Origin of the sequence: Gemmiger sp. An194 (assembly GCF_002160145.1) — a bacterium.
Lineage (GTDB): Bacteria > Bacillota > Clostridia > Oscillospirales > Ruminococcaceae > Allofournierella.
In genome coordinates, this window is sequence record NZ_NFKA01000009.1 from 1 (window position 1) to 19,282 (window position 19,282).

The following is a 19,282-nucleotide window of genomic DNA, read 5'->3' on the forward strand; positions in this document are numbered from 1 at the left end:
ACTGGCTCTGGGGTTCGCCGACAAAAATTGGTTAAATACTCCCGACAAAATATGGTCGTGATCTCCCGGCGCCAACAGTAACCTTATGATTTTCAATAAGATCGACCACGGCCTGTCGGATCTGGGATTTAACGGTTTCGGGACAATCGCGATGACCGAAAAAAACGCAGATTTTCTTTTCCATACGTTCCACCTCAAATATAGGCTATGTATAGCCTAATAGTAGCACGCATAGCCTATATTTAGCAACCGGGTTGTTTATCCTATATATGACAACAATTCGGAAGGGGCAAGGCGTATGGATACAGTTACTGCCGTCCGCAACCGCATACTGGAGCTATGCGGAGAGCGTGGTATCAGTATCAATAAATTAGCGACCATCTCGGCACTGCCTCCGTCCAGTATTAAAAATATTCTGTATGGAAAGAGCCAGAATCCAAAACTGATTACCATAAAGATGATTTGCGATGGTCTGGATATTACTCTGGGAGAATTTTTCTCCACACCAGAGTTTGACGGTCTGGAACAAGAATTAAAATGACAAACAGCCCCCACCTGTGCCTCAGCACAAGTGGGGGCTGTATCTATATTACATTAAACTCAATCCAATGCTTCCGCCATAACCCAGTTAATATTCCCTCTGGCGTCCTGTTCCAGTGTGCAGCGCCAGAGGCTATTGGTGGGAACCCGGGCAAAATCGATAGCAGTGCACTTCCGGGGTGCGTAGTGCTCTTTGGCGTTGCGCCAGCAGGCAAGGCGAATCTTCTCGCCGGTGTCCTCATCAGTGAAGTAACAGAACAGGCACATCCGCTTGCCCCAGGTGCGGTAATCCAGGCGCAGAATGAAGGTCCCGGCTTTCTCGGGGCGGCTGTACTGCTCCAGATTGGCTTCCATGCGTTCTTCGTAGTTGGTCATAATTCCGTAGTAGTTCATAGGCTTTTGTCCTTTCTTTTTGGGGTTATCGTTCTTCCCGGTAAGCGGCATGTTGCCGCTCCTGGGTGTTCAACAATTCAATTCTCTCCCGCATCCGGTCTGCCCGGGGCGGGATTTTTTGTGCGGTGCGCAGCTCTTTGCGTACTGCACAGATTTTTTCGGTGAGCCGGTCTTTCTCGGTATGCAGGGCGGCACATTCTGCCTGATCGCGGCAGCGGCGCAGCCGGTTTCGACAATGGGTGCGCCGGGCCTCCAGCGTTTGCAGCTCCTCGGTTTTCTGTGCGATGAATTGCTCCACTTCCTCCCGGGTTTGCAGCGAATATCGCTCCAGCAGAAGCAGCTGGGCTTCGATCTGCTCCCAGTGGCGCAGGTCCTCCCGCATGGCCGGATGGGGCGGGCGATGGTTGGGAATCTTCTCGGGCAGTCTGCCCAGCAGGTAGCAATAGTACAGATAGGTGCGGTAGATGCCCAGCGTTTTGAGCAGGGCCTTTTTGAACTCCTCCTGCTTCCACCGGTCGTGGGGATGAACCGGGGGATAGCACCTGCGGTACCGTTCCTGCCGCGTAAAGAGAGAAGAATACACAGTATTTTCGCAGACGCGGTCAAAGAGGGCCTCTTCCGTGTACCGTTCGCCCAGAGTTTTGAAGCGAACGGCATGTGCGTCGCCGGGCATTTTGATGGTGGCGTATTTGCGGTTCGGGCTGAAATTCACCTCATAGCCCATTTTACTCAGGCGGGTGGGCAGCTCCCGGAAATGGTTGCATTCAAGGACTGCCCGGTCAATGTCCTGCCGCATCACGTTGTAACGGGTGGGTTCACCCGCCTTTTCCGCCTGAAAGAGATTCCGGGGTGTGCGGTGACGGGAGGGGTCTTCCACCACCGAAAGCCCGTGCTCCCGGCAGAGCGTATCCGACGCCTTTTGCAGCGCCCGATAGGTTTTCCGGCAATCGTTGTACCGTTTGCCGTCCACAAAGGAGACGGAGTTCAGCACGAAATGATTGTGGCAGCAATCGGTATTCAGGTGAGTGGCAACCAACACCTGAAACCGGTCGCCCCAGAGCCTGCGGGCCAGCTCCACCCCGATGGCATGGCATTCTTCCGGGGTTACTTCTCCGGGCGGAAAGCTCTGGTAGGCATGGAATGCGACGATGCCTGCTGTGTCCCCAAACTGCCGTTTGGTCAGCTCCATCTGCTGGCGGGCAATCTCGGGCAGGCAGTTCACTCCGCTCACAAACAGCTGGCGATCCTGTGTTGTTTTGGAATGGTTGGCTGCGTACTGGAGCACCTCGGCCAGATCGTCCTTTGCCGGAGCCAAGCCCGTCAGGTCCGGCATTCGGGTTTTCTCTTCGTTTTCGGCGTATCGGATGAGGGAATCCAGACGGCCCCTCACCGGCCAGATTTTGGTCACGGCCACGGGCCAGCTCTCCTTTCTGGGCAGGGTAGTGGACTGGATGGCCAGCAGAGTATTCAGCAGTTCTGCCTGCACCTGCGGGGTATTCTCCCGCTGGTAAAGCTCGGTGAGCCGGGTGAGAATCTGCTGGTATTCCAGCGGCGGAGTGTGCTGGGGTACTCGTCCGCTCAACCGCATCCGCACATAGCGGGACAGGGACAATCCGCAGGCTTTGGCGGCCTGCTCAAACCGCTGTTTTTCTTCCTGGGTCACGCGGACATTCAGCTGGATGGTTCGGTTCAGCATGTGTTTTCTCCTTTGCTAATGAAAAAGGACCGGGCGGTCTGGCCCGATCCTTTTGTGTTGTTGCGTTATTGGGTTGATCGGGGGTTACAGGGGGATTTCCCCCTGTGCAGAGCAAGGCTCTGCGGCGGCGTATGGCTTCCAAAAAGCTATACAAAGCCAGTGCTCGTTCCCCCTGTGGACAGGCGTTTTTCTGTCCGGTCATTCCAGAGCTTCCGGATAGAGAAACTCCGGCAGAATCGCCTGCTCCGCAGCGTCCCGGATCAGGTTCATCCGGCGCACCCACTCCATGGGATTTGCGCGCTTGAGAGCTTCGTCCACCTGCTGCTGGTGGGCCATCCGGGCCACACATTCCTGCACTGCCTGCCGGGCCTCTTCGTCCACCTGGGACAGGTGGCGGTTGAGCCGGTCCTCCAGCAGCAACCGGTCCAGCAGGTCGGGGCGGTGGTTTTCCAGAAACTGACGGCGCATCTCGCCGTAGCGGCCAATGGGGCGGACGGTATCGGTGGAAAGTAGGTTGGGCAGCAAATATCCGTTGACGTTTGTGTATTGCATGGTAAGACCTCCGTTATCGCTCGGGTTGATTTTTGTTGTAGCCTCGTTTGTGCTGCCAGTTGCGCAGCATAAGCAGGATGGTATTGTGCATCTGTTCCGGTGTGTAGTTGGGCGGGAAGAACTTCTTCACGTCCTCCTGATTCAGAAAGAACTTCTGCCGCTGATTGGGCTTTTCCTCGGTGAGCAGATGGTGCAGGTATTCCCGCGTCAGAGTTCCGGCCTGACTCATCTGCTTGAGGATACGGGACTGGGTGAGGGAAGGCGTAGCCTGGCAGGCATCCATTTCGTCCTTCAACAAACGCTGATCTTCTTCGGTGAGATAGGAGATCTCCACCGCCGGATTGAAGGCAATTCGACCTTCGTCCACCATCTGAAGAATAGAGGGAATGAGACAGGTCAGGCGGATATACCGCTGGACGGTTCGACCGCTTTCGTTGCTTGTTTGACCAACAATGTCTGAGGCTTCCAACTTCCCGACAAGTTGTCGGGAAGTTGCCTTTCCCTGATGCTTGATCGCCTCCATCTTCATTTTGTACGCAAAGGCTTTTTCGCTGGGCAGGATATGTTCCCGCTGGATGTTGCTGTCCACCAGAAGGATGACCGCTTCATCGTCGGTCATCGGGCGCACCAGCACCGGCAGTCGGGTAATGCCCAGCGCCTCGCAGGCAGCTTTGCGGCGATGGCCGCTCACGATCTCATAACTTCCGTTCGGCAGCGGGCGGGCCAGCAGGGGAGAGAGCACCCCGTATTCCTGAATGCTTTCCTTCAGCTGGTCCATTTCGTCGTCGGTAGCCACCCGGAACGGCTGGTTCTGAAAAGGCACCAGCACCCCAGCATCCAGCATGGTAACCACCTGAGAATCGGGGGTATTTTGTGTGGTTTCGTTCATCTGTAACACGCTCCTTTCTCTGCAAAAATGATAGGTTGCAAAGGGGGAAATGGGCCCGAAAATGTACACTGCAAAGTGGGTACATTTTTGAAAATACGGGCCGTGGCCCCTAAGCCTTGTGAAAAATGGGCAGAAAAAATCCCCCTGCGCTGTTTGTCAGCGGCAGGGGGATTGGCGTATTACAGGTATACTTCCAGGTCGATGTCATGCCATCGACTGGGCTTTACCACGCAATTTCGCGCTTTCTGGAACGCATGGGCGTCCTCAAAGTGCAGCGTCAGCTGCATGAGCCCGATCGGATTACTTCCGGGGGTTCTTGATGGCTGCCTGAGCGGCGGCCAGACGGGCGATGGGTACACGGAAGGGAGAGCAGGACACGTAGTCCAGGCCAACGCCATGGCAGAACTCCACACTGGTGGGGTCGCCGCCGTGCTCGCCGCAGATGCCCAGACCCAGCTCGGGACGGGTCTTGCGGCCCAGGGTTACAGCCATCTCAACCAGCTTGCCTACGCCGTTCTGATCCAGGTGAGCGAACGGATCGTTCTCATAGATCTTGTTGTCGTAGTAGTAGTTCAGGAACTTGCCGGCGTCGTCACGGCTGAAACCGAAGGTCATCTGGGTCAGGTCGTTGGTGCCGAAGCTGAAGAACTCGGCTTCCTTGGCGATCTCGTCCGCGGTCAGAGCGGCACGAGGAATCTCGATCATGGTGCCCACTTCGTACTTCATGTCCACACCGCCAGCCTTGATCAGCTTATCGGCGGTAGCAACCACCACGTCCTTAACGAACTTCAGCTCCTTGACCTCGCCTACCAGGGGGATCATGATGTGAGGAACGATCTTCAGACCGGTCTCACGGCTTACGTTGATGGCTGCGTTGATCACAGCGGTGGTCTGCATCTCGGCGATTTCCGGGTAGGAAACGGCCAGACGGCAGCCACGATGGCCCATCATGGGGTTGAACTCATGCAGGCTGTCGATCACGTTGTGCAGGTGCTCAACGGTGATGCCCAGATCTGCGGCCAGCTCCACGATATCCTCTTCCTTGGTGGGCAGGAACTCGTGCAGAGGCGGGTCCAGATAACGGATGGTCATGGGACGCTCGCCCAGAACCTTGTACATGGCCTCGAAGTCACCCTGCTGATAGGGCATGATCTTGGCCAGAGCCTTCTTGCGGTCCACCACGTTCTCGGCCACGATCATCTCGCGAACAGCCTTGATGCGGTCGGCCTCGAAGAACATATGCTCGGTGCGGCACAGGCCGATGCCTTCGGCGCCGAACTCCACGGCCTGCTTGGCATCGCGGGGGTTATCGGCGTTGGTGAAGACCTTCAGCTGACGGGCAGCGTCGGCCCAGCTCATGAAGCGGCCGAAGTCGCCGCTGATGGAAGCGTCAACGGTGGGCAGAGCCTTTCCGTAGATGTTACCGGTGGAGCCGTTCAAGCTGATCCAGTCGCCGCGCTTGTAGGTCACGCCGCCCAGAGTGAACTGCTGCTTGTCGTATTCCACCACGATCTCGCCGCAGCCGGATACACAGCAGGTGCCCATGCCGCGGGCCACAACGGCAGCGTGGCTGGTCATGCCGCCGCGCACGGTCAGGATGCCCTGTGCAACGGCCATGCCCTCGATGTCCTCGGGGCTGGTCTCCAGGCGAACCAGGATGACCTTCTTCATCTCGCCGCTCTCAACGGCGTTCTTGGCGTCCTCAGCGGTGAATACCACCTGGCCGCAGGCAGCGCCGGGAGAGGCAGCCAGGCCCTTGCCGATCACTTCGGCATTCTTCAGAGCCTCGGGGTCGAACTGGGGATGCAGCAGGCTGTCCAGCTGCTTGGGATCAACGCGCAGAACGGCCTCGTTCTCGTCGATCATGCCCTCGTCCACCAGATCAACGGCGATCTTCAGAGCGGCAGCGGCGGTGCGCTTGCCGTTACGGGTCTGCAGCATGTAGAGCTTGCCATCCTCGATGGTGAACTCCATGTCCTGCATATCCTTGTAGTGATTCTCCAGACGGGTAGCGATGTCCACGAACTGGGCGTAAACCTCAGGCATCTGCTCCTGCAGGTGCGCGATGGGAGAAGGCGTACGGATACCGGCCACAACGTCCTCGCCCTGAGCATTGATCAGGTACTCACCGAACAGAGCTTTCTCGCCGGTGGCGGGGTTACGGGTGAAGGCCACGCCGGTGCCGCTGTTGGGGCCGGTGTTGCCGAATACCATGGCCTGCACGTTAACGGCGGTGCCCCACTCGTAGGGGATCTCGTTCATGCGGCGGTAGACATTGGCGCGGGGGTTATCCCAGCTGCGGAACACGGCCTTGACTGCCTCGATCAGCTGAACGCGGGGATCGGTGGGGAAGTCGGTACCCATGTGGCTCTTGTACAGGCTCTTGAACTTGAAGACCAGAGCCTTCATATCGTTCTCGTCCAGCTCGGTGTCCAGCTTGACGCCCTTCTCGGCCTTCAGCTGGTCGATGATCTCCTCGAACTCGGACTTGGGCAGCTCCATAACCACGTCGCTGAACATCTGAACGAAACGGCGGTAGCTGTCGTAAGCGAAACGGGGGTTGCCGGTCTTGGCGGCCAGGCCCTCAACCACTTCGTCGTTCAGGCCCAGGTTCAGGATGGTATCCATCATACCGGGCATGGAAGCGCGGGCGCCGGAACGGACGGAAACCAGCAGGGGGTTGGCAACGTTGCCGAACTTCTTGCCGGTGATGTCTTCCATCTTGCCGATGTATTCATAGATATCGGCCATGATCTCATGGTTGATCTGACGGCCGTCTTTGTAGTACTGGGTGCAGGCTTCGGTGGAAATGGTGAAGCCCTGGGGAACAGGCATACCAGCGTTGGTCATTTCGGCCAGGTTGGCGCCTTTGCCGCCGAGGATGTCACGCATGTCGCGGTTACCCTCGCTGAACAGATAAAGGTATTTTTTCTTGTTCAAAATCTTCAACCTCCAATGGTAGCACCGGGCGGGGCAGAGCCTCGGGCGATGCCGATATTCCGTTTGTGATGAACACATTATAACAGATTCGAGAAAAAAATACCAGAACTTTTTTCAGAATTTGGAAACTTTTTGTGTCAAATCACCGTAAAATCCGACACAAAACGGTGAAAAGCGGGTTTGCGGGCATAGTAAGATTGATTCCTGCACTTGAAAATTTTAAAAAAATTGGTATGCTTATAATTGGTGTAATTTTTAGATTTTCCGGCCTCGCCCGTTTATTTGTAACGCGTTCTGTTTAAGGCCGGACCTGCGAGGTCGAACTATGTTTTTCAAAAAGCAGACCGCCGGGGCCGACTGGCTGGTGGCGGGCCTTGGCAATCCGGGCAAAAAATACGAAGGTACCCGCCACAATGTGGGCTTTGATGCCATCGATCACCTGGCCAAAGAGTGGGGCGTGAGCGTGACCAAGGCCAAGTTTGAGGGCCTCTACGGGCAGGCGGCGTTGGGCGAGGGCAAGGTGCTGCTGCTCAAGCCCCAGACCTTTATGAACCTTTCCGGCCACAGCGTACAGGCGGCGGCGGAGTTTTTCAAGATTCCGCCGGAGCATGTGATCATCCTGTGCGACGATGTGACCCAGAAGCCGGGCAAGATCCGCATCCGGCCCAGCGGCTCGGCGGGCGGCCACAACGGCCTGAAGGACATCATCGGCTGCCTGGGCACCGACGGCTTTGCCCGGGTGCGGCTGGGCGTGGGCGAAAAGCCCAGCCCGGATTATGACCTGGCCAACTGGGTGCTGGGCAAACTGGGCGGCGAGGACCGCAAGGCCTTTGAGAGCCGGTTAAACGATGTGGAAGCCGCGGTGCGGCTGATTCTGGCGGGCAAGCTGAGCGAGGCGCAGAATCGATTCAATTGAGCCAGCGGGCCCGGATTTCCGGGCCCGTTTTGTTTTTATGGAACACAAAGGAGGAAGCGGCATGAAAGCAATTTCCAGAATGGCCGCGGCCGGGCTGCTGCTGGCCTTGCTGGCCGGATGCGGCGCCGGGCAGGGCAGCTATGAATGGGCGGTGGAGCCCCGGCTGCAGGCGGACAAGATCGAGCCCCTGGCGGTGAGCGGGGGAGGAATTCTGGAGGGCAGCCTGCCAAAGGACGAGGCGCTGCTTGACCTCTGTGCCGCTCAGCAGGGCGAGCTGTGGGGCCTTGTGGACGGACGCACCGGCGAGTGGGTGGTGGAACCCAGATTTTCCCAGCGTCCCACCCTGTGCCCGGACGGGCATCTGCTGGCCACCGGTCCGGATGGCGCACTGCTTTCGGACCCGGCGCTGGACCGGCAGCTGGCGGCTTATGATCCCGAGCTTCAGACCGAGCCGGGTCACGGTGGCCTGGGCGTGGAATATGTATGGGATGCGGAGTCCGCACAGGTGCGCCGCCACAGTTGGAATGAAAGCGGGGCACAGAGCCCCGTTCTGGAGCCTGAGGAAAGCGGCGAGCTGCTCCCGGTCCGAAAAGGCGTCTGGGAATATAACGAGCTGGAGGGCGCGCAGGTGATGAAGGCCAAGCCAAAAAGCCTTTATGCCGCCGCCACGGCGGACGGAAAACTGCTCACCGACTTTGTTTACGAACAGGCCCGCCCCGGCAGCGGCGGACTGATCGCGGTGGAGAAAAAGGGCAAATGGGGGTATCTGAACGGGCAGGGCGAGCTGGTGATTCCCTGCAAATACGACGGCGTCTGGAGTCAGTCCACCGACCGGGATGTGCAGGGCAACGACAGCGCGGTCTGGCAGCGGATCTGGCCCGCGCCCTGCCTGGAAGCAGGCGTGGTGGTGCGCAAGGGCGGGGAATACGCCCTGCTGAGCAGTGAGGGCAAAACGCTCATCGGCTTTGGGTCTTATCAGGCGCTGGCTCCGGCGCCGGACGGCCTGGTCTGGGCCAAACAGGGCAACCTTTGGGGGCTGCTGCGGCCGGTTTCCGCTTCCTGAACCGATCTTTCGCAAAAACATTTGCGTGCGCAGGCCTCAAGCCGGTATAATAATCGCTGGTAAGAATTCCACAGTAAGGGAGGAAGATGGTTGAAAACCAGACTTTTGTGCGCGGTGATGCTGCTGGCGCTGGCCATCGGACTGGCAACGCCCGCCGCCGCGCAGTGGGAGCCGCCCCAGGGCGCGGCGGACAAGGCTCAGGCGGTGTATTTGTATCAGCTGGACACCGAGACTCTGGTCTATGCGAAAAACGAAGAGGAGCAGCGGGCTCCCGCCAGCCTGACCAAGCTGATGACCGCGCTGCTTCTGGTGGAGAGCGGTCCGTCCCTGGACACAGCCTTCACCATTCCCCAGGACCTGCAGCCGGAGTTCAATGAGATCCGGGCCAACTACGGCACTACGGCGGGCCTGCTCTGCGGGGAAACCGTGACACTGGAGGACCTGCTCTATGGCTGTCTTCTGCCCAGCGGCAACGACGCGGCCAGCGCCATTGCCTGGTATCTGGGAAATGGAAACGAAGCCGCATTCCTGGAACAGATGAACCAGCGGGCTGCCGAGCTGGGCTGCACCGGCACTCATTTCAGCTGCCCCCACGGGCTGGACGGCATCGCTCAGGGCAACTACAGCACCGCGCAGGATATGTTCCGGATCGCCCGGGCCTGCATGGAGAATGAAACGCTGATGGAGGTCATGTGCTCCACCGACTACTGGATGCCCCTGACCGAACTCCACACCAAGGCGGACGCCGGTGCGCCGGAGGGCAAAAGCTATCAGATCCGCAGCACTGTGGTGATGCAAAACCCGGATTCTCCCCTGTACCGGGACTACATCCGGGGCATGAAGACCGGCTTTACCGATGAGGCGGGCCGGTGCTTTGTGTCCGGCGCGCAGCAGGGCGGGGCAAGCTGGCTGCTGGTGGTGATGGGCGCGCAGGACGGCCTGGCCGAGGACGGTGTGAACTACGCCTTCCACACCACGGCCAACCTGTACGACTGGGCGCTGGAGACTCTGGCCCCCACCGCCGCCGTAAATACCGAGACCCCGGAAGTTCAGCTTCCGCTGCGCTGGTGCGCGGAAAGCGACACCGTGGGCCTGTACGCCAGGGACCCGCTGGTGGTGCTGGCCGGAACCGGTTCCAACGCGCCAGAGATTCAGATCGAGACCGTTGTCGATTCCCTGGATGCTCCAGTACAGGCCGGGCAGGTGTTGGGCCAACTGACTGTGCAGGTGAACGGCGAAATCGTCGGTTCCACCGAGCTGGTTGCCCTGCAGGATTACCAGCGCAGCTTCTGGCTCTATACCGGGGACCTGCTTCGCCCCTGGCTGCCGCTGCTGGCCGCGCTGGTGTGCGTTCTTCTGATCGCGCTGGTGCTGCTGGTTCGCGTGCTCTCCCGCCGGGCGGCAGTACGCCGCAGGCGCAAAGCCATCCGTGTGGCACCGCCTCGGAACAAGCCACCGCAAAACCAATAAATAAACGTTTCCTCTTAATAAAATGAAACGCAGACAAAAACGCCCGGATTCGATGAATGATCGAATCCGGGCATTTTGCCGTTTTACTTCAAAAAATCCTTCAGGTATTCTGCGGCGCTGCGGCTCATCTCCCGGGAGAAATCGCTGCCGTATTTGCGCTGCTCAAAGGCCCTGACCCATTGATCGAAATCAAAGGTCCCGTTGCCGCCCCGGGCGGCCCGGTCCTCCAGCGCCTGCCGGTGCTGCGCGCCGGTGAAGGCGGGGTACTGATTTTCCGCCACGATGTAATTGCGGGCAAAGCGGGCGGGCTTTTTGCGCTGCTGCTGTTGACGGGTGGGCCAGCCGATCACCAGCATGGCCGCCGGAACCACCTGGGCAGGCAGGGCCAGCTCCTGGCGTGCCTGCTCGCAGTTCTCCAGAATATCACCGATGTAGCAGCTGCCCAGCCCCAGGCTCTGGGCGGCCACCACCACGTTCTGGGCGGCGATACAGGCATCCGCCACCGCCAGCAGCAGATCGCCTGCGCCGGCGGGACGAGGCTGGCATCCCGCCTCCTGATAGACCTGGGGCCAACGGGCGCAATCTGCCAGGAAAACCAGCACCACCGGGGCGGTGGCGATGAAGGGCTGATGGTCGCACAGGTCGGCCAGCCGGGCCTTGCGCTCCGGGTCGGTGATATCCAGAATGGTATACAGCTGCTGGCAGCCTGCGGTGGGCGCCTGGAACGCTGCCTCCAGCAGCTGCTCCTTCATGGCAGAGGTAACGGGCTGATCCAGAAAGACGCGCACGCTCTTGCGGTCCTGAATGGCTTGTTGAGTGGGATTCATGGGGATGCCTCCTTTTTGCAGCGGGCCGGTGCGGCCCTGCTTTTTTCTGATTATAGCACGTTCCCACACAAAAAAACACCCGGATGGCATCCGGGTGTTTTTTCTTTTTACTCGTAGCGCAGAGCCTCGATGGGGTCCAGCTTGGCGGCCTTGTTGGCCGGGTAATAGCCGAAGAACACGCCGATGGCCATGGAGAAGCCCACCGCCACCAGCACGGTGCCCAGGTCCACCCGGGCGGGCGCGCCGATGAGGGAGGCCCCCAGGCTGCCCAGACCGAAGCCCACCAGAATACCCAGTGCGCCGCCCACCAGACAGATGACCACCGACTCCACGATGAACTGGGTACGGATGGCCCCGTTGGTGGCGCCCAGCGCCTTGCGCACGCCGATCTCCCGGGTGCGCTCGGTGATGCTCACCAGCATGATGTTCATCACACCGATGCCGCCCACCAGCAGGCTGATGCCCGCGATCACCCCGATGGCCAACGAGATGGTATCCAGCACGCTGGTGATGGAGCTCATCTCGTTCTGCAGGTTATAAGCGGTGACCAGAAACTGCTCGTTGTTTTTGTAGTAGCCTTCCTCGAAGAACCGCTCACTGCGCTGCTGGAAGGCATCCGCATCCACTCCGGCGGCGGGCACCACCTCACACCAGAAATAGCTGCCGCCGGCGATGCCGTTCATCTCGTGCAGAGTGGTGAGGGGCAGATACAGGTCGGTGGTGGTGTTTTTGTTCACGGTGGCACTGCCGCCCAGCAGCGGGCTCATGGTCTGGTAGGCATACACGCCCACGATGGCAAGCTCATGCACCGCACCGCCGGATTCCGTCACCTCGATGGTCTGGCCCAGGGCCGCCTGATCGTCGCCGCCGAACAGGTTATCCACCAGCACGTCGCTCACCAGCGCCACCTGGCGCACGCCCTCCTGATCCTTTTCGTTCAGAGCACGGCCTGCCACCAGCTCGCACTTGCCCGCGTCGAGATAGCCCTGGTTCACGCCGGTGATGTTCACCTTTGCGGTTTTTGCGCCCTGCTGGATCTTGCCGGAGCCGCCGCTCTCGGTGAGTACCACCGCCTTGATCTGCTGGGCAAAGCGCTCCTCATAGGCCTGCAGCATCTCATCGCTGAGCAGGTCGCTTTCCTGATAGCTGTAGCTGTTCGGGTAGTCGCCGTTTTCGTCCGGCCGGGGGTCCACACTCAGCTGCAGGTTGTTGCCGCCCATGGCCACCAGGCTCTCGCTCACTGAGCTGGTGAGGGAATTGCCCACGGTGACGATGGCGATCACCGACCCGATGCCGATGATAATGCCCAGCATGGTAAGCAGCGCCCGCATCTTGTTGCTGCGCAGCCCGCCCAAAGCCAGCTTGATATTTTCCCAGATCATTGCGCCATGCCCTCCTTCACCTCACCGGTAATGCGTCCGTCCCGGATGGTGATGATCCGCTCGCACTCGGCGGCCAGCTCCCGGGAATGGGTGATGAGCAGGATGGTCTTGCCCTGCTCCTTGTGCAGCTTGTGGAACAGATCCATCACCACCCGGCCGGTGGCGGAGTCCAGCGCACCGGTGGGCTCGTCTGCCAGCAGCACCGCCGGGTCGTTTGCCATTGCCCGGGCAATGGCCACCCGCTGCTTCTGGCCGCCGGAAAGCTCGTTGGGCTGGTGATTCATCCGCTTTTCCATGCCCACCAGCTCCAACAGTTCTTTTGCCCGGGCTGCGCGCTTTGCCGCGCCGATGCCGTTGTACAGCATGGGCAGCTCCACGTTTTTCAAGGCGCTGGTACGACCGATCAGGTTGAAGGTCTGGAACACAAAGCCGATCTTCCGGCAGCGCAGGGCGGAAAGCTCGCCGTCCTTCGCGGCGGTCATGTCGATGCCGTCCAGCCAGTAGCTGCCCTGGGTGGGCTTATCCAGCGCGCCCACGATGTTCATCAAGGTGGACTTGCCGCTGCCGGACTCGCCCACGATGGCCACGAACTCGCCCTCGTACACATCCAGGTCGATGCCGTGCAAGATCTCCAGCTCGTTGGGCTGGCCGATGTAAAAGGTCTTTACAATATCCCTCAGCTGGATGATGGGCTTCTTTTCTCCGCTCATGCCATCGCCTCCGGGTCGGCCAGGCTGCGCAGCTCCATGCCCTCGGTCAGGCCCTCACCGCTCACCTCAACGAACAGGTCGGTCTCCATACCGGTGGTCACCGGGATGGGGGTGAAGGTCACATTGCCCTCTGCGTCGGTATTCTTCTGGTAAACCACCGCCTCGCCGTTTTCATCGGTGCCCACTGCGTCCAGCGGCACACTGAACACACCCTTCTTTTCCTCCAGCAGCACCTTGGCCTTGGCGGTCATGCCCAGCCGCAGCGCCTCGGTGGCATCGTCCACCGAAACCTTCACTCCATAGCTGGCCTCGCCGTTCTCATTTACGGTGGCCTTGGGGGCGATCCAGGTGATGGCGCCGTGGAACACATCCTTCGCGCCGGAGGTGAGGGTCACGCTCTGGCCCACCGCCAGCTGGTTGATGTCGTACTCTCGTACACTGAGCAGCGCCTCCAGAGCACTCTGGTTCTCGATGGTGGCAATGGCACCCGCCGCGCCGCCCACCACGGCCTTCACCTGGGTGACGGTGCCGGAGCAGGGGGCGGTGATGGTGCACTGTTTTTTGGCGCTCTGCAGGGTCTTCAGCTGCTGGGCCGCCGCGCTGGGGGCATCCGCCGCTGCCACTGCATTCACCAGTACGTCCTGAGCATCCTCAATGGCCAGGCTGTCCTGCCGGAGTTTGGCGTCCTTTTCGGTCTGCTCCCAGTCGGCGGTGACGCCCTCGTCAATGGCCTTCTGGTTGCGGGCATCCTCCAGGCGGCGCTGGGCCTGGGAGATGCTCAGCTCGTTCTGCTGCTTTTCCGCGGCCACTGCCTCCTGCTGGACCTTGATCTGGGCGTCCAGATCGGTGGTGTCCAGCGTGGCGAGCACATCGCCCTCGGCCACCACGTCACCCTCGCTCACCAGCACCTCAGCCACCGGGTAGGTCTGGGCCGCGGCCACCTCGGTCACCTGGGCGGACTGAATGCTGCCGCTCACGCTCAGGGTCCGGCTCAGATCGCCCTTCTCCAGCGTGAAGGTCTGCACCTGCTGGGCCGCAGCCTTTTGCGCGGCCTCGGCCGCCTGGTTCATCCGTACCCAGCCAAAGGCGCCCACAGCAGCCAGCACAACCAGCGCGATCAACGCCTTTTTATGCCTGCCAAAAAATGATATGATTCTGCTCATCCCTCATCGACTCCTCTTTCATTCCGGTGTATAATAGCCCTGAAAGGGCTGCCGTTTTGTGAAACTCCGGGCAGCGAAAAGCCCTCTCTTTTCTTTTGTTCGTCGCCAACCGGCAAACCGTTCAAAATTTTTCCCGGTGTTTTCTTTATAAACGTAAAGACGAGTTATGACCGGGAAGTTCTTCAGTCAAAGGGAAATTTTTGCATAAAAAATCCCTCCGGCAAAGCCGGAGGGATTTTCGTCAGCTTGGGCAGCGCCTTTTGTCGCGGACGGCATTTGCCCCATTGTCCGCCTTATGCTTCCGGCGGAATCGTCTGTGTCTGCTGCAATTTGCGGTATTGCGAAGGGGAGATTCCGTACTCCCGCCGGAACGCCCGGTAAAAGGTGGAATAGTCCGAAAAGCCCACCGTCTCATACAGCGTCTCCAGCTGGCGGCCTGCCAGAATCTCCGTCTTGGCGGCGATCAGCCGCCGCTGGGTAACAAACCGGTAAAAGCTGATGCCCATTTTCTGCCGGAATGTCTGGCTGATGGTGCTCTGGCTGACCAGGAATCGGCGGGCGGTATCCTCCAGAGTAATCTTTTCCGCCAGATGGACCTCCACATACTGGACCAGATCATCCAGCAGCTCATGCTGTTCCACCATGGGAGCGGGCATCTCCCCCTTGCCGCAGGCCCGATGCAGCTCCACCAGAAGCTGCATCGTGTTGCCGCACACATGCCCCTGCCAGCCCGGGGCGCCGCGCTCGGCTTCCCGGCATCCCTGGGCAAACAGGTTGCCCAGGCTTTCCCACGGGGTCCCGGCGGTGCGCAGCAGGCGGTACCCGCCCCGAAAATCCAGATCGGAACAAAACACCTGCACCTGATCCAGAAATTCCTGGCTGAACCATAGCACGTACCGCTCATAAGGCTCGGCCAGCTGCTCCAGAAACAGCGGCCGGTGGCTGATGCCCGGGGGGATTATAACCACATCGCCCCGGCGCAGCTGATACCGATCCACCCCAAGAAGGTATTGCAGGTTGCCGCTGCAGCAGTAGAGCAGCTCATAAAAGGTGTGGCTGTGCAGCCGCACCACATCCTTGGTGTAGCTGATGTCCCGGTGGGTATCCACAAAGCGGGATGCCATTTCAAGCTCTTGATAAAGGTTTTCCACCTTGGCCCCGTTCTGCCGCAGATACTCCTGCACTTCGTCCAGGCTGGGTGGGTTCTTCCTGAAGGGCTCAAGCGCCATTTGAGCCAGGGCATTCTTCAAAACGAAAAGTTCCACAAAAACCGCCTACATTCTTTGTGAATTTTATCAACATCATATCATGCATTTGTCAGATTTGCAATGTTTTTTGACGCAATAGCAATTTTCTTTGCGCTTTCGCCGGTGTATGCTATCTGTAGAAGGGAAAAGCGGAATTGGTACCACCGGTTTTCCGAGACTTCGGAATTGATTGTGTAAGGAGAATTGCAAATGAAAACCAAACCGGTACGCCCCTTTGGCTTCCGCGATGAACTGGGGTACGTTTTTGGCGATATGGCCGGCAGCTTTGTCAACCTGTTCGTAGATGCCTATTTCCTGACCTTCTGCACCTATGTGCTGGGCATCAGCCCCGCCTGGATGGCCGGGCTGTTCCTTGCGGCCCGCCTGTGGGATGCCATCAACGACCCCATCATGGGTTCTTTCCCCGACCGCTGGCACATCGGCAAAACGGCCGACAAGTTCAAGCCCTGGATCAAGATCTTTATGCTCCCTCTGGCACTGTCCGGCGTGCTGTGCTTTGCCAATGTTCCCTTTGAGGGCATCGCGCTGCATGCCTGGGTAGCCTTTGTGTACGTGCTGTACGGTATGTCCTACACCGGCACCAGCATGCCCTTCGGCGCCATGGCCAGCGTGGTTTCCACCGACCCCATCCACCGCAGCCGCCTGTCCCGCGCCCGCAGCATCGGCGGCACCGTGGTGGGCATCGGCGCACTGTCCTTCGTGCCGGTGATCTGCTTTGACGCCAACTCCAACATCATCCCCGAGCGCTTCACCCTGCTGGCCGTCATCTTTGGCGTGGGCAGCATCCTGTGCTACATGGGTCTGCTGCATTTCACCCAGGAGCGCGTGCACGAAGCGCCCAAAGGCCCCGCCGCCAAATTCAACTACGGCGAAGTGCTGAAGGCTGCCCTGCATAACCGCCCGCTGATCGGCGTTATGGTGGCCACCATCGGCAGCATGCTGTTCATCACCGGCAGCAGCCAGCTGAACAGCTACATCTACAAGGAATTCTACCAGAACACCAGCGTCATGACTGCTTCCAGCCTGGCCAATATCGTCATCATTGCCATCTGCTTCCCCCTGGTGCCCCGTCTGGTCAACCGCTTCGGCAAGCGCAACGTTATTCTGGTTATGAGCGCCTACTGCCTGGTTCTCAGCGCTTTCAAGCTGTTCGTGCAGATTGAAAACGTGTGGGCTTACACCGTTGTTTATGTGCTGGCCATGATCGGCCAGACTGCCTTCACCATGCTGATCTGGGCGCTGGTCACCGACTGCCTGGACTACAGCGAGTGGAAGCTGAACATCCGCAGCGACGGCAGCATGTACAGCCTGTACACCTTCAGCCGCAAGATCGGCAGCACCATCGCTTCCACCGGCGCCGCCTCGGCTCTGGCTGCCATCGGATATATTTCCGGCACCAATGTGGTGCAGAGTGCCGCCACCGTGAACAACATCTACTACCTGGTCAACGCCGTACCCGTAGTCACCTGCATTCTGGAGCTTATCGGCATCGGCCTGATCTTCAACCTGGATAAAAAGACCACCAACCAGATGTACACCGAACTGGCCGAGCGCCGCGCCCGGAATTCCGCAAACTGAATTCAGCCCACGCAGGAGGGAATGTTATGAAAAAAATCGATCTTCATCTGCATTGTGTACCTGAGCCTGTACCCCGCACCGACACGATGTTCGTGAGCACCGGTGCCGAGATGGTTCCTCACCTGGAGGAGCTGGGCATCGAAAAAGCCGTGCTGATGTCTGCCGGGGAGCAGGCCAGTCCCCTGGGCAGCAACGAAAGCAATCGCCGTATCTGCGCCGAAAATCCCGGCCGCTATGCCTGGATGTGCAACCTGGACCCCGCAGAGCCGGAAACCATCCGCCAGCGGCTGGCCCGGTACAAGGAGCAGGGAGCTGTGGGCATCGGTGAGCTGATGATCAACCGCCCTCTTGACGATCCCTTCCTGCGTGAAATTTTCGCCGTGGCCGGAGAGCTGGGCCTGCCGGTCACCTTCCACATGAGCCCCCAGGTGGGGTTTGGCTACGGCGTGGTGGATGACCCCGGCCTGCCTCTTCTGGAACAGACGCTGCGCGAATTCCCTCAGACCCTTTTTGTGGGTCACAGCCAGCCCTTCTGGGCCGAGATCAGCGGCGACGCCCCCACCGATCCCGAGGGGCGCAACGCCTGGGGCAAGGGACCGGTGACTCCCGGCGGCCGGGTGCCCGCGCTGTTCGAAGCCTACCCCAACCTGTACGGCGATTTGAGCGCCAACAGTGCCGGATGTGCCATCATGCGCGATCCCGATTTCGGGCTGGCGTTTCTGGAAAAATACTCGGACCGGTTGTTCTTTGCCACCGATATGGCCAACACCGAGATGGTATTCCCGCTGGGGGCCTGGCTGGATGACCGGTACGCCGAAGGGCGCCTGAGCCGTACCGCCTATGAAAACATCTGCCGTGAAAACGCTCGCCGTATCTACGGCTTGTAACCACAGGAAAGGAGACCCCCATGAACCTGCGTACCCGTATTCTGCCCCGCATGCTCAACAGCGAGGTGGAGGAATATCTTACCCGAAACGACATCATCATCGTCCCTGTCGGAACCGTTGAATTGCACGGCGGTCTGCCTCTGGACAGCGAGACCGTCATCAGTGAGGCCTTTGCTCTGAAAATGGCCGAGGCCTGCGACGGCCTGGTGCTCACCGGCCTGCCCTACTTCTACGCCGGCGCCACCGCCTCCGGGCGCGGCACCGTACAGGTCAGCATCCGTCAGGGCATCGACTACCTGGGCGCCATTGCCCGCAGCCTGCTGCGTCAGGGCTTCAAGCGGCAGATCTACATCAGCTTCCACGGCCCGGCGCACATGACCTGCAGCCCCATGGTGCGGGATTTCTTCGACGAGACCGGTGTGCCCATCCTGTACATGGACCTGACCATGCAGATGATGCAGAGCGCCCGGGATCTGTTCAAATCCATGGACAGCTTCCACGCCATCACGGTGGGTGCCTATGACATGATGGGCCGGCTGAGCGATGTGCCCCTGACCACCGAGTATCATCACAACGACCCCCAGAGCTGCGCGCCCTTCAACGACATTTTCGCCCTGGCTTACCAGAGTGCCGCCATCGGCTACTGCTTCGGGGACCACAAGGATCACATGAGCACCCCTGCCATCCCGGACGAAGCCGTGCGCGCCGCGTTGGCCGACGAGGGCCGCGAGCTCATCCAGGCGCTGGTGTCCCGCATGGACATGCCCCATGTGGTGGATCAGATGCGGAATCTGGAAGCCTACAACATCGAGGTAGCAAAAAAATTCCCCTGGGTGCCTCACGCAGGCGCGGTCAGCAGCGACTCCTGAGCATTTCTCTCTTCCCATATTTCCAAAACGCCCCCGGCACAGAGCAGTCTGTGAGCCGGGGGCGTTTGTTTCTCTGCGAAGAAGCCCCAAACAGCCGGGGCCGCGGTATTCTTTACACAAAAACAGGGCCCGGAAACCC

The 19,282-nt window shown here is 59.6% G+C and carries 17 protein-coding genes; 7 read left to right on the forward strand and 10 right to left on the reverse strand.

The window, feature by feature from the left end; genetic code table 11:
• The first annotated feature begins 298 nt into the window (after window positions 1-298).
• Entirely contained in the window at window positions 299-541 is a 243-nt protein-coding gene (locus B5F28_RS07260; RefSeq protein ID WP_087294783.1) for a helix-turn-helix domain-containing protein, read from the forward strand.
• 59 nt (window positions 542-600) lie between these two features.
• Here the strand turns inward: B5F28_RS07260 and B5F28_RS07265 are convergent, their stop codons facing one another.
• The 5 genes from B5F28_RS07265 to ppdK all read right to left on the reverse strand — a co-directional run bounded on the left by B5F28_RS07265 (window position 601) and on the right by ppdK (window position 7,013).
• Window positions 601-933 (reverse strand): hypothetical protein, encoded by a 333-nt coding sequence (locus tag B5F28_RS07265; RefSeq protein ID WP_087294785.1) that lies wholly within the window; start codon window positions 931-933, stop codon window positions 601-603.
• Window positions 934-958: 25 nt separating this feature from the next.
• Entirely contained in the window at window positions 959-2,629 is a 1,671-nt protein-coding gene (locus B5F28_RS07270) for a relaxase/mobilization nuclease domain-containing protein (protein ID WP_087294787.1), read from the reverse strand.
• 198 nt (window positions 2,630-2,827) lie between these two features.
• Window positions 2,828-3,181 carry a TnpV protein gene (locus B5F28_RS07275; RefSeq protein WP_087294789.1) on the reverse strand — a complete coding sequence of 118 codons (354 nt, stop codon included), beginning with the start codon at window positions 3,179-3,181 and terminating at the stop codon, window positions 2,828-2,830.
• Between the two features lie 13 nt (window positions 3,182-3,194).
• Entirely contained in the window at window positions 3,195-4,070 is an 876-nt protein-coding gene (locus B5F28_RS07280; protein ID WP_087294791.1) for a ParB/RepB/Spo0J family partition protein, read from the reverse strand.
• 300 nt (window positions 4,071-4,370) lie between these two features.
• The gene (ppdK, locus tag B5F28_RS07285; protein WP_275532613.1) at window positions 4,371-7,013 is read right to left on the reverse strand and encodes a pyruvate, phosphate dikinase; all 2,643 of its coding nucleotides are present in this window, start codon (window positions 7,011-7,013) and stop codon (window positions 4,371-4,373) included.
• A gap of 322 nt (window positions 7,014-7,335) precedes the next feature.
• On the opposite strand from ppdK, the gene pth reads away from it, so the two are divergent.
• The 3 genes from pth to B5F28_RS07300 all read left to right on the forward strand — a co-directional run bounded on the left by pth (window position 7,336) and on the right by B5F28_RS07300 (window position 10,459).
• Window positions 7,336-7,926 (forward strand): aminoacyl-tRNA hydrolase, encoded by a 591-nt coding sequence (gene pth, locus B5F28_RS07290; RefSeq protein ID WP_087294795.1) that lies wholly within the window; start codon window positions 7,336-7,338, stop codon window positions 7,924-7,926.
• A gap of 61 nt (window positions 7,927-7,987) precedes the next feature.
• The gene (locus tag B5F28_RS07295; RefSeq protein WP_087294797.1) at window positions 7,988-8,989 is read left to right on the forward strand and encodes a WG repeat-containing protein; all 1,002 of its coding nucleotides are present in this window, start codon (window positions 7,988-7,990) and stop codon (window positions 8,987-8,989) included.
• A gap of 90 nt (window positions 8,990-9,079) precedes the next feature.
• Complete coding sequence (locus B5F28_RS07300) at window positions 9,080-10,459, forward strand: D-alanyl-D-alanine carboxypeptidase family protein (RefSeq protein ID WP_143424706.1); 1,380 nt, start codon at window positions 9,080-9,082, stop codon at window positions 10,457-10,459.
• 83 nt (window positions 10,460-10,542) lie between these two features.
• Here the strand turns inward: B5F28_RS07300 and B5F28_RS07305 are convergent, their stop codons facing one another.
• From B5F28_RS07305 to B5F28_RS07325, 5 genes are all read right to left on the reverse strand, one after another.
• Entirely contained in the window at window positions 10,543-11,286 is a 744-nt protein-coding gene (locus tag B5F28_RS07305) for a nitroreductase family protein (protein WP_087294801.1), read from the reverse strand.
• Window positions 11,287-11,393: 107 nt separating this feature from the next.
• Window positions 11,394-12,668: an ABC transporter permease gene (locus B5F28_RS07310; protein ID WP_206423058.1), complete on the reverse strand. Its 1,275-nt coding sequence runs from the start codon at window positions 12,666-12,668 to the stop codon at window positions 11,394-11,396.
• Entirely contained in the window at window positions 12,665-13,378 is a 714-nt protein-coding gene (locus tag B5F28_RS07315; protein ID WP_087294803.1) for an ABC transporter ATP-binding protein, read from the reverse strand. The genes B5F28_RS07310 and B5F28_RS07315 overlap by 4 nt, the downstream gene beginning before the upstream one ends.
• Entirely contained in the window at window positions 13,375-14,541 is a 1,167-nt protein-coding gene (locus B5F28_RS07320; protein ID WP_087294805.1) for an efflux RND transporter periplasmic adaptor subunit, read from the reverse strand. The genes B5F28_RS07315 and B5F28_RS07320 overlap by 4 nt, the downstream gene beginning before the upstream one ends.
• Window positions 14,542-14,834: 293 nt before the next feature.
• Window positions 14,835-15,806, reverse strand: a complete 972-nt coding sequence (locus B5F28_RS07325) for an AraC family transcriptional regulator (RefSeq protein WP_143424707.1) — start codon at window positions 15,804-15,806, stop codon at window positions 14,835-14,837.
• Between the two features lie 192 nt (window positions 15,807-15,998).
• Here B5F28_RS07325 and B5F28_RS07330 point away from each other — a divergent pair, with 192 nt between their 5' ends.
• The 3 genes from B5F28_RS07330 to B5F28_RS07340 are packed head-to-tail and all read left to right on the forward strand — an operon-like array spanning window position 15,999 to window position 19,143.
• Complete coding sequence (locus B5F28_RS07330; protein ID WP_087294809.1) at window positions 15,999-17,387, forward strand: MFS transporter; 1,389 nt, start codon at window positions 15,999-16,001, stop codon at window positions 17,385-17,387.
• A gap of 26 nt (window positions 17,388-17,413) precedes the next feature.
• The gene (locus B5F28_RS07335) at window positions 17,414-18,274 is read left to right on the forward strand and encodes an amidohydrolase family protein (protein WP_087294811.1); all 861 of its coding nucleotides are present in this window, start codon (window positions 17,414-17,416) and stop codon (window positions 18,272-18,274) included.
• A gap of 20 nt (window positions 18,275-18,294) precedes the next feature.
• Window positions 18,295-19,143 (forward strand): creatininase family protein, encoded by an 849-nt coding sequence (locus B5F28_RS07340; protein ID WP_343212748.1) that lies wholly within the window; start codon window positions 18,295-18,297, stop codon window positions 19,141-19,143.
• The last annotated feature ends 139 nt before the right edge of the window (window positions 19,144-19,282 follow it).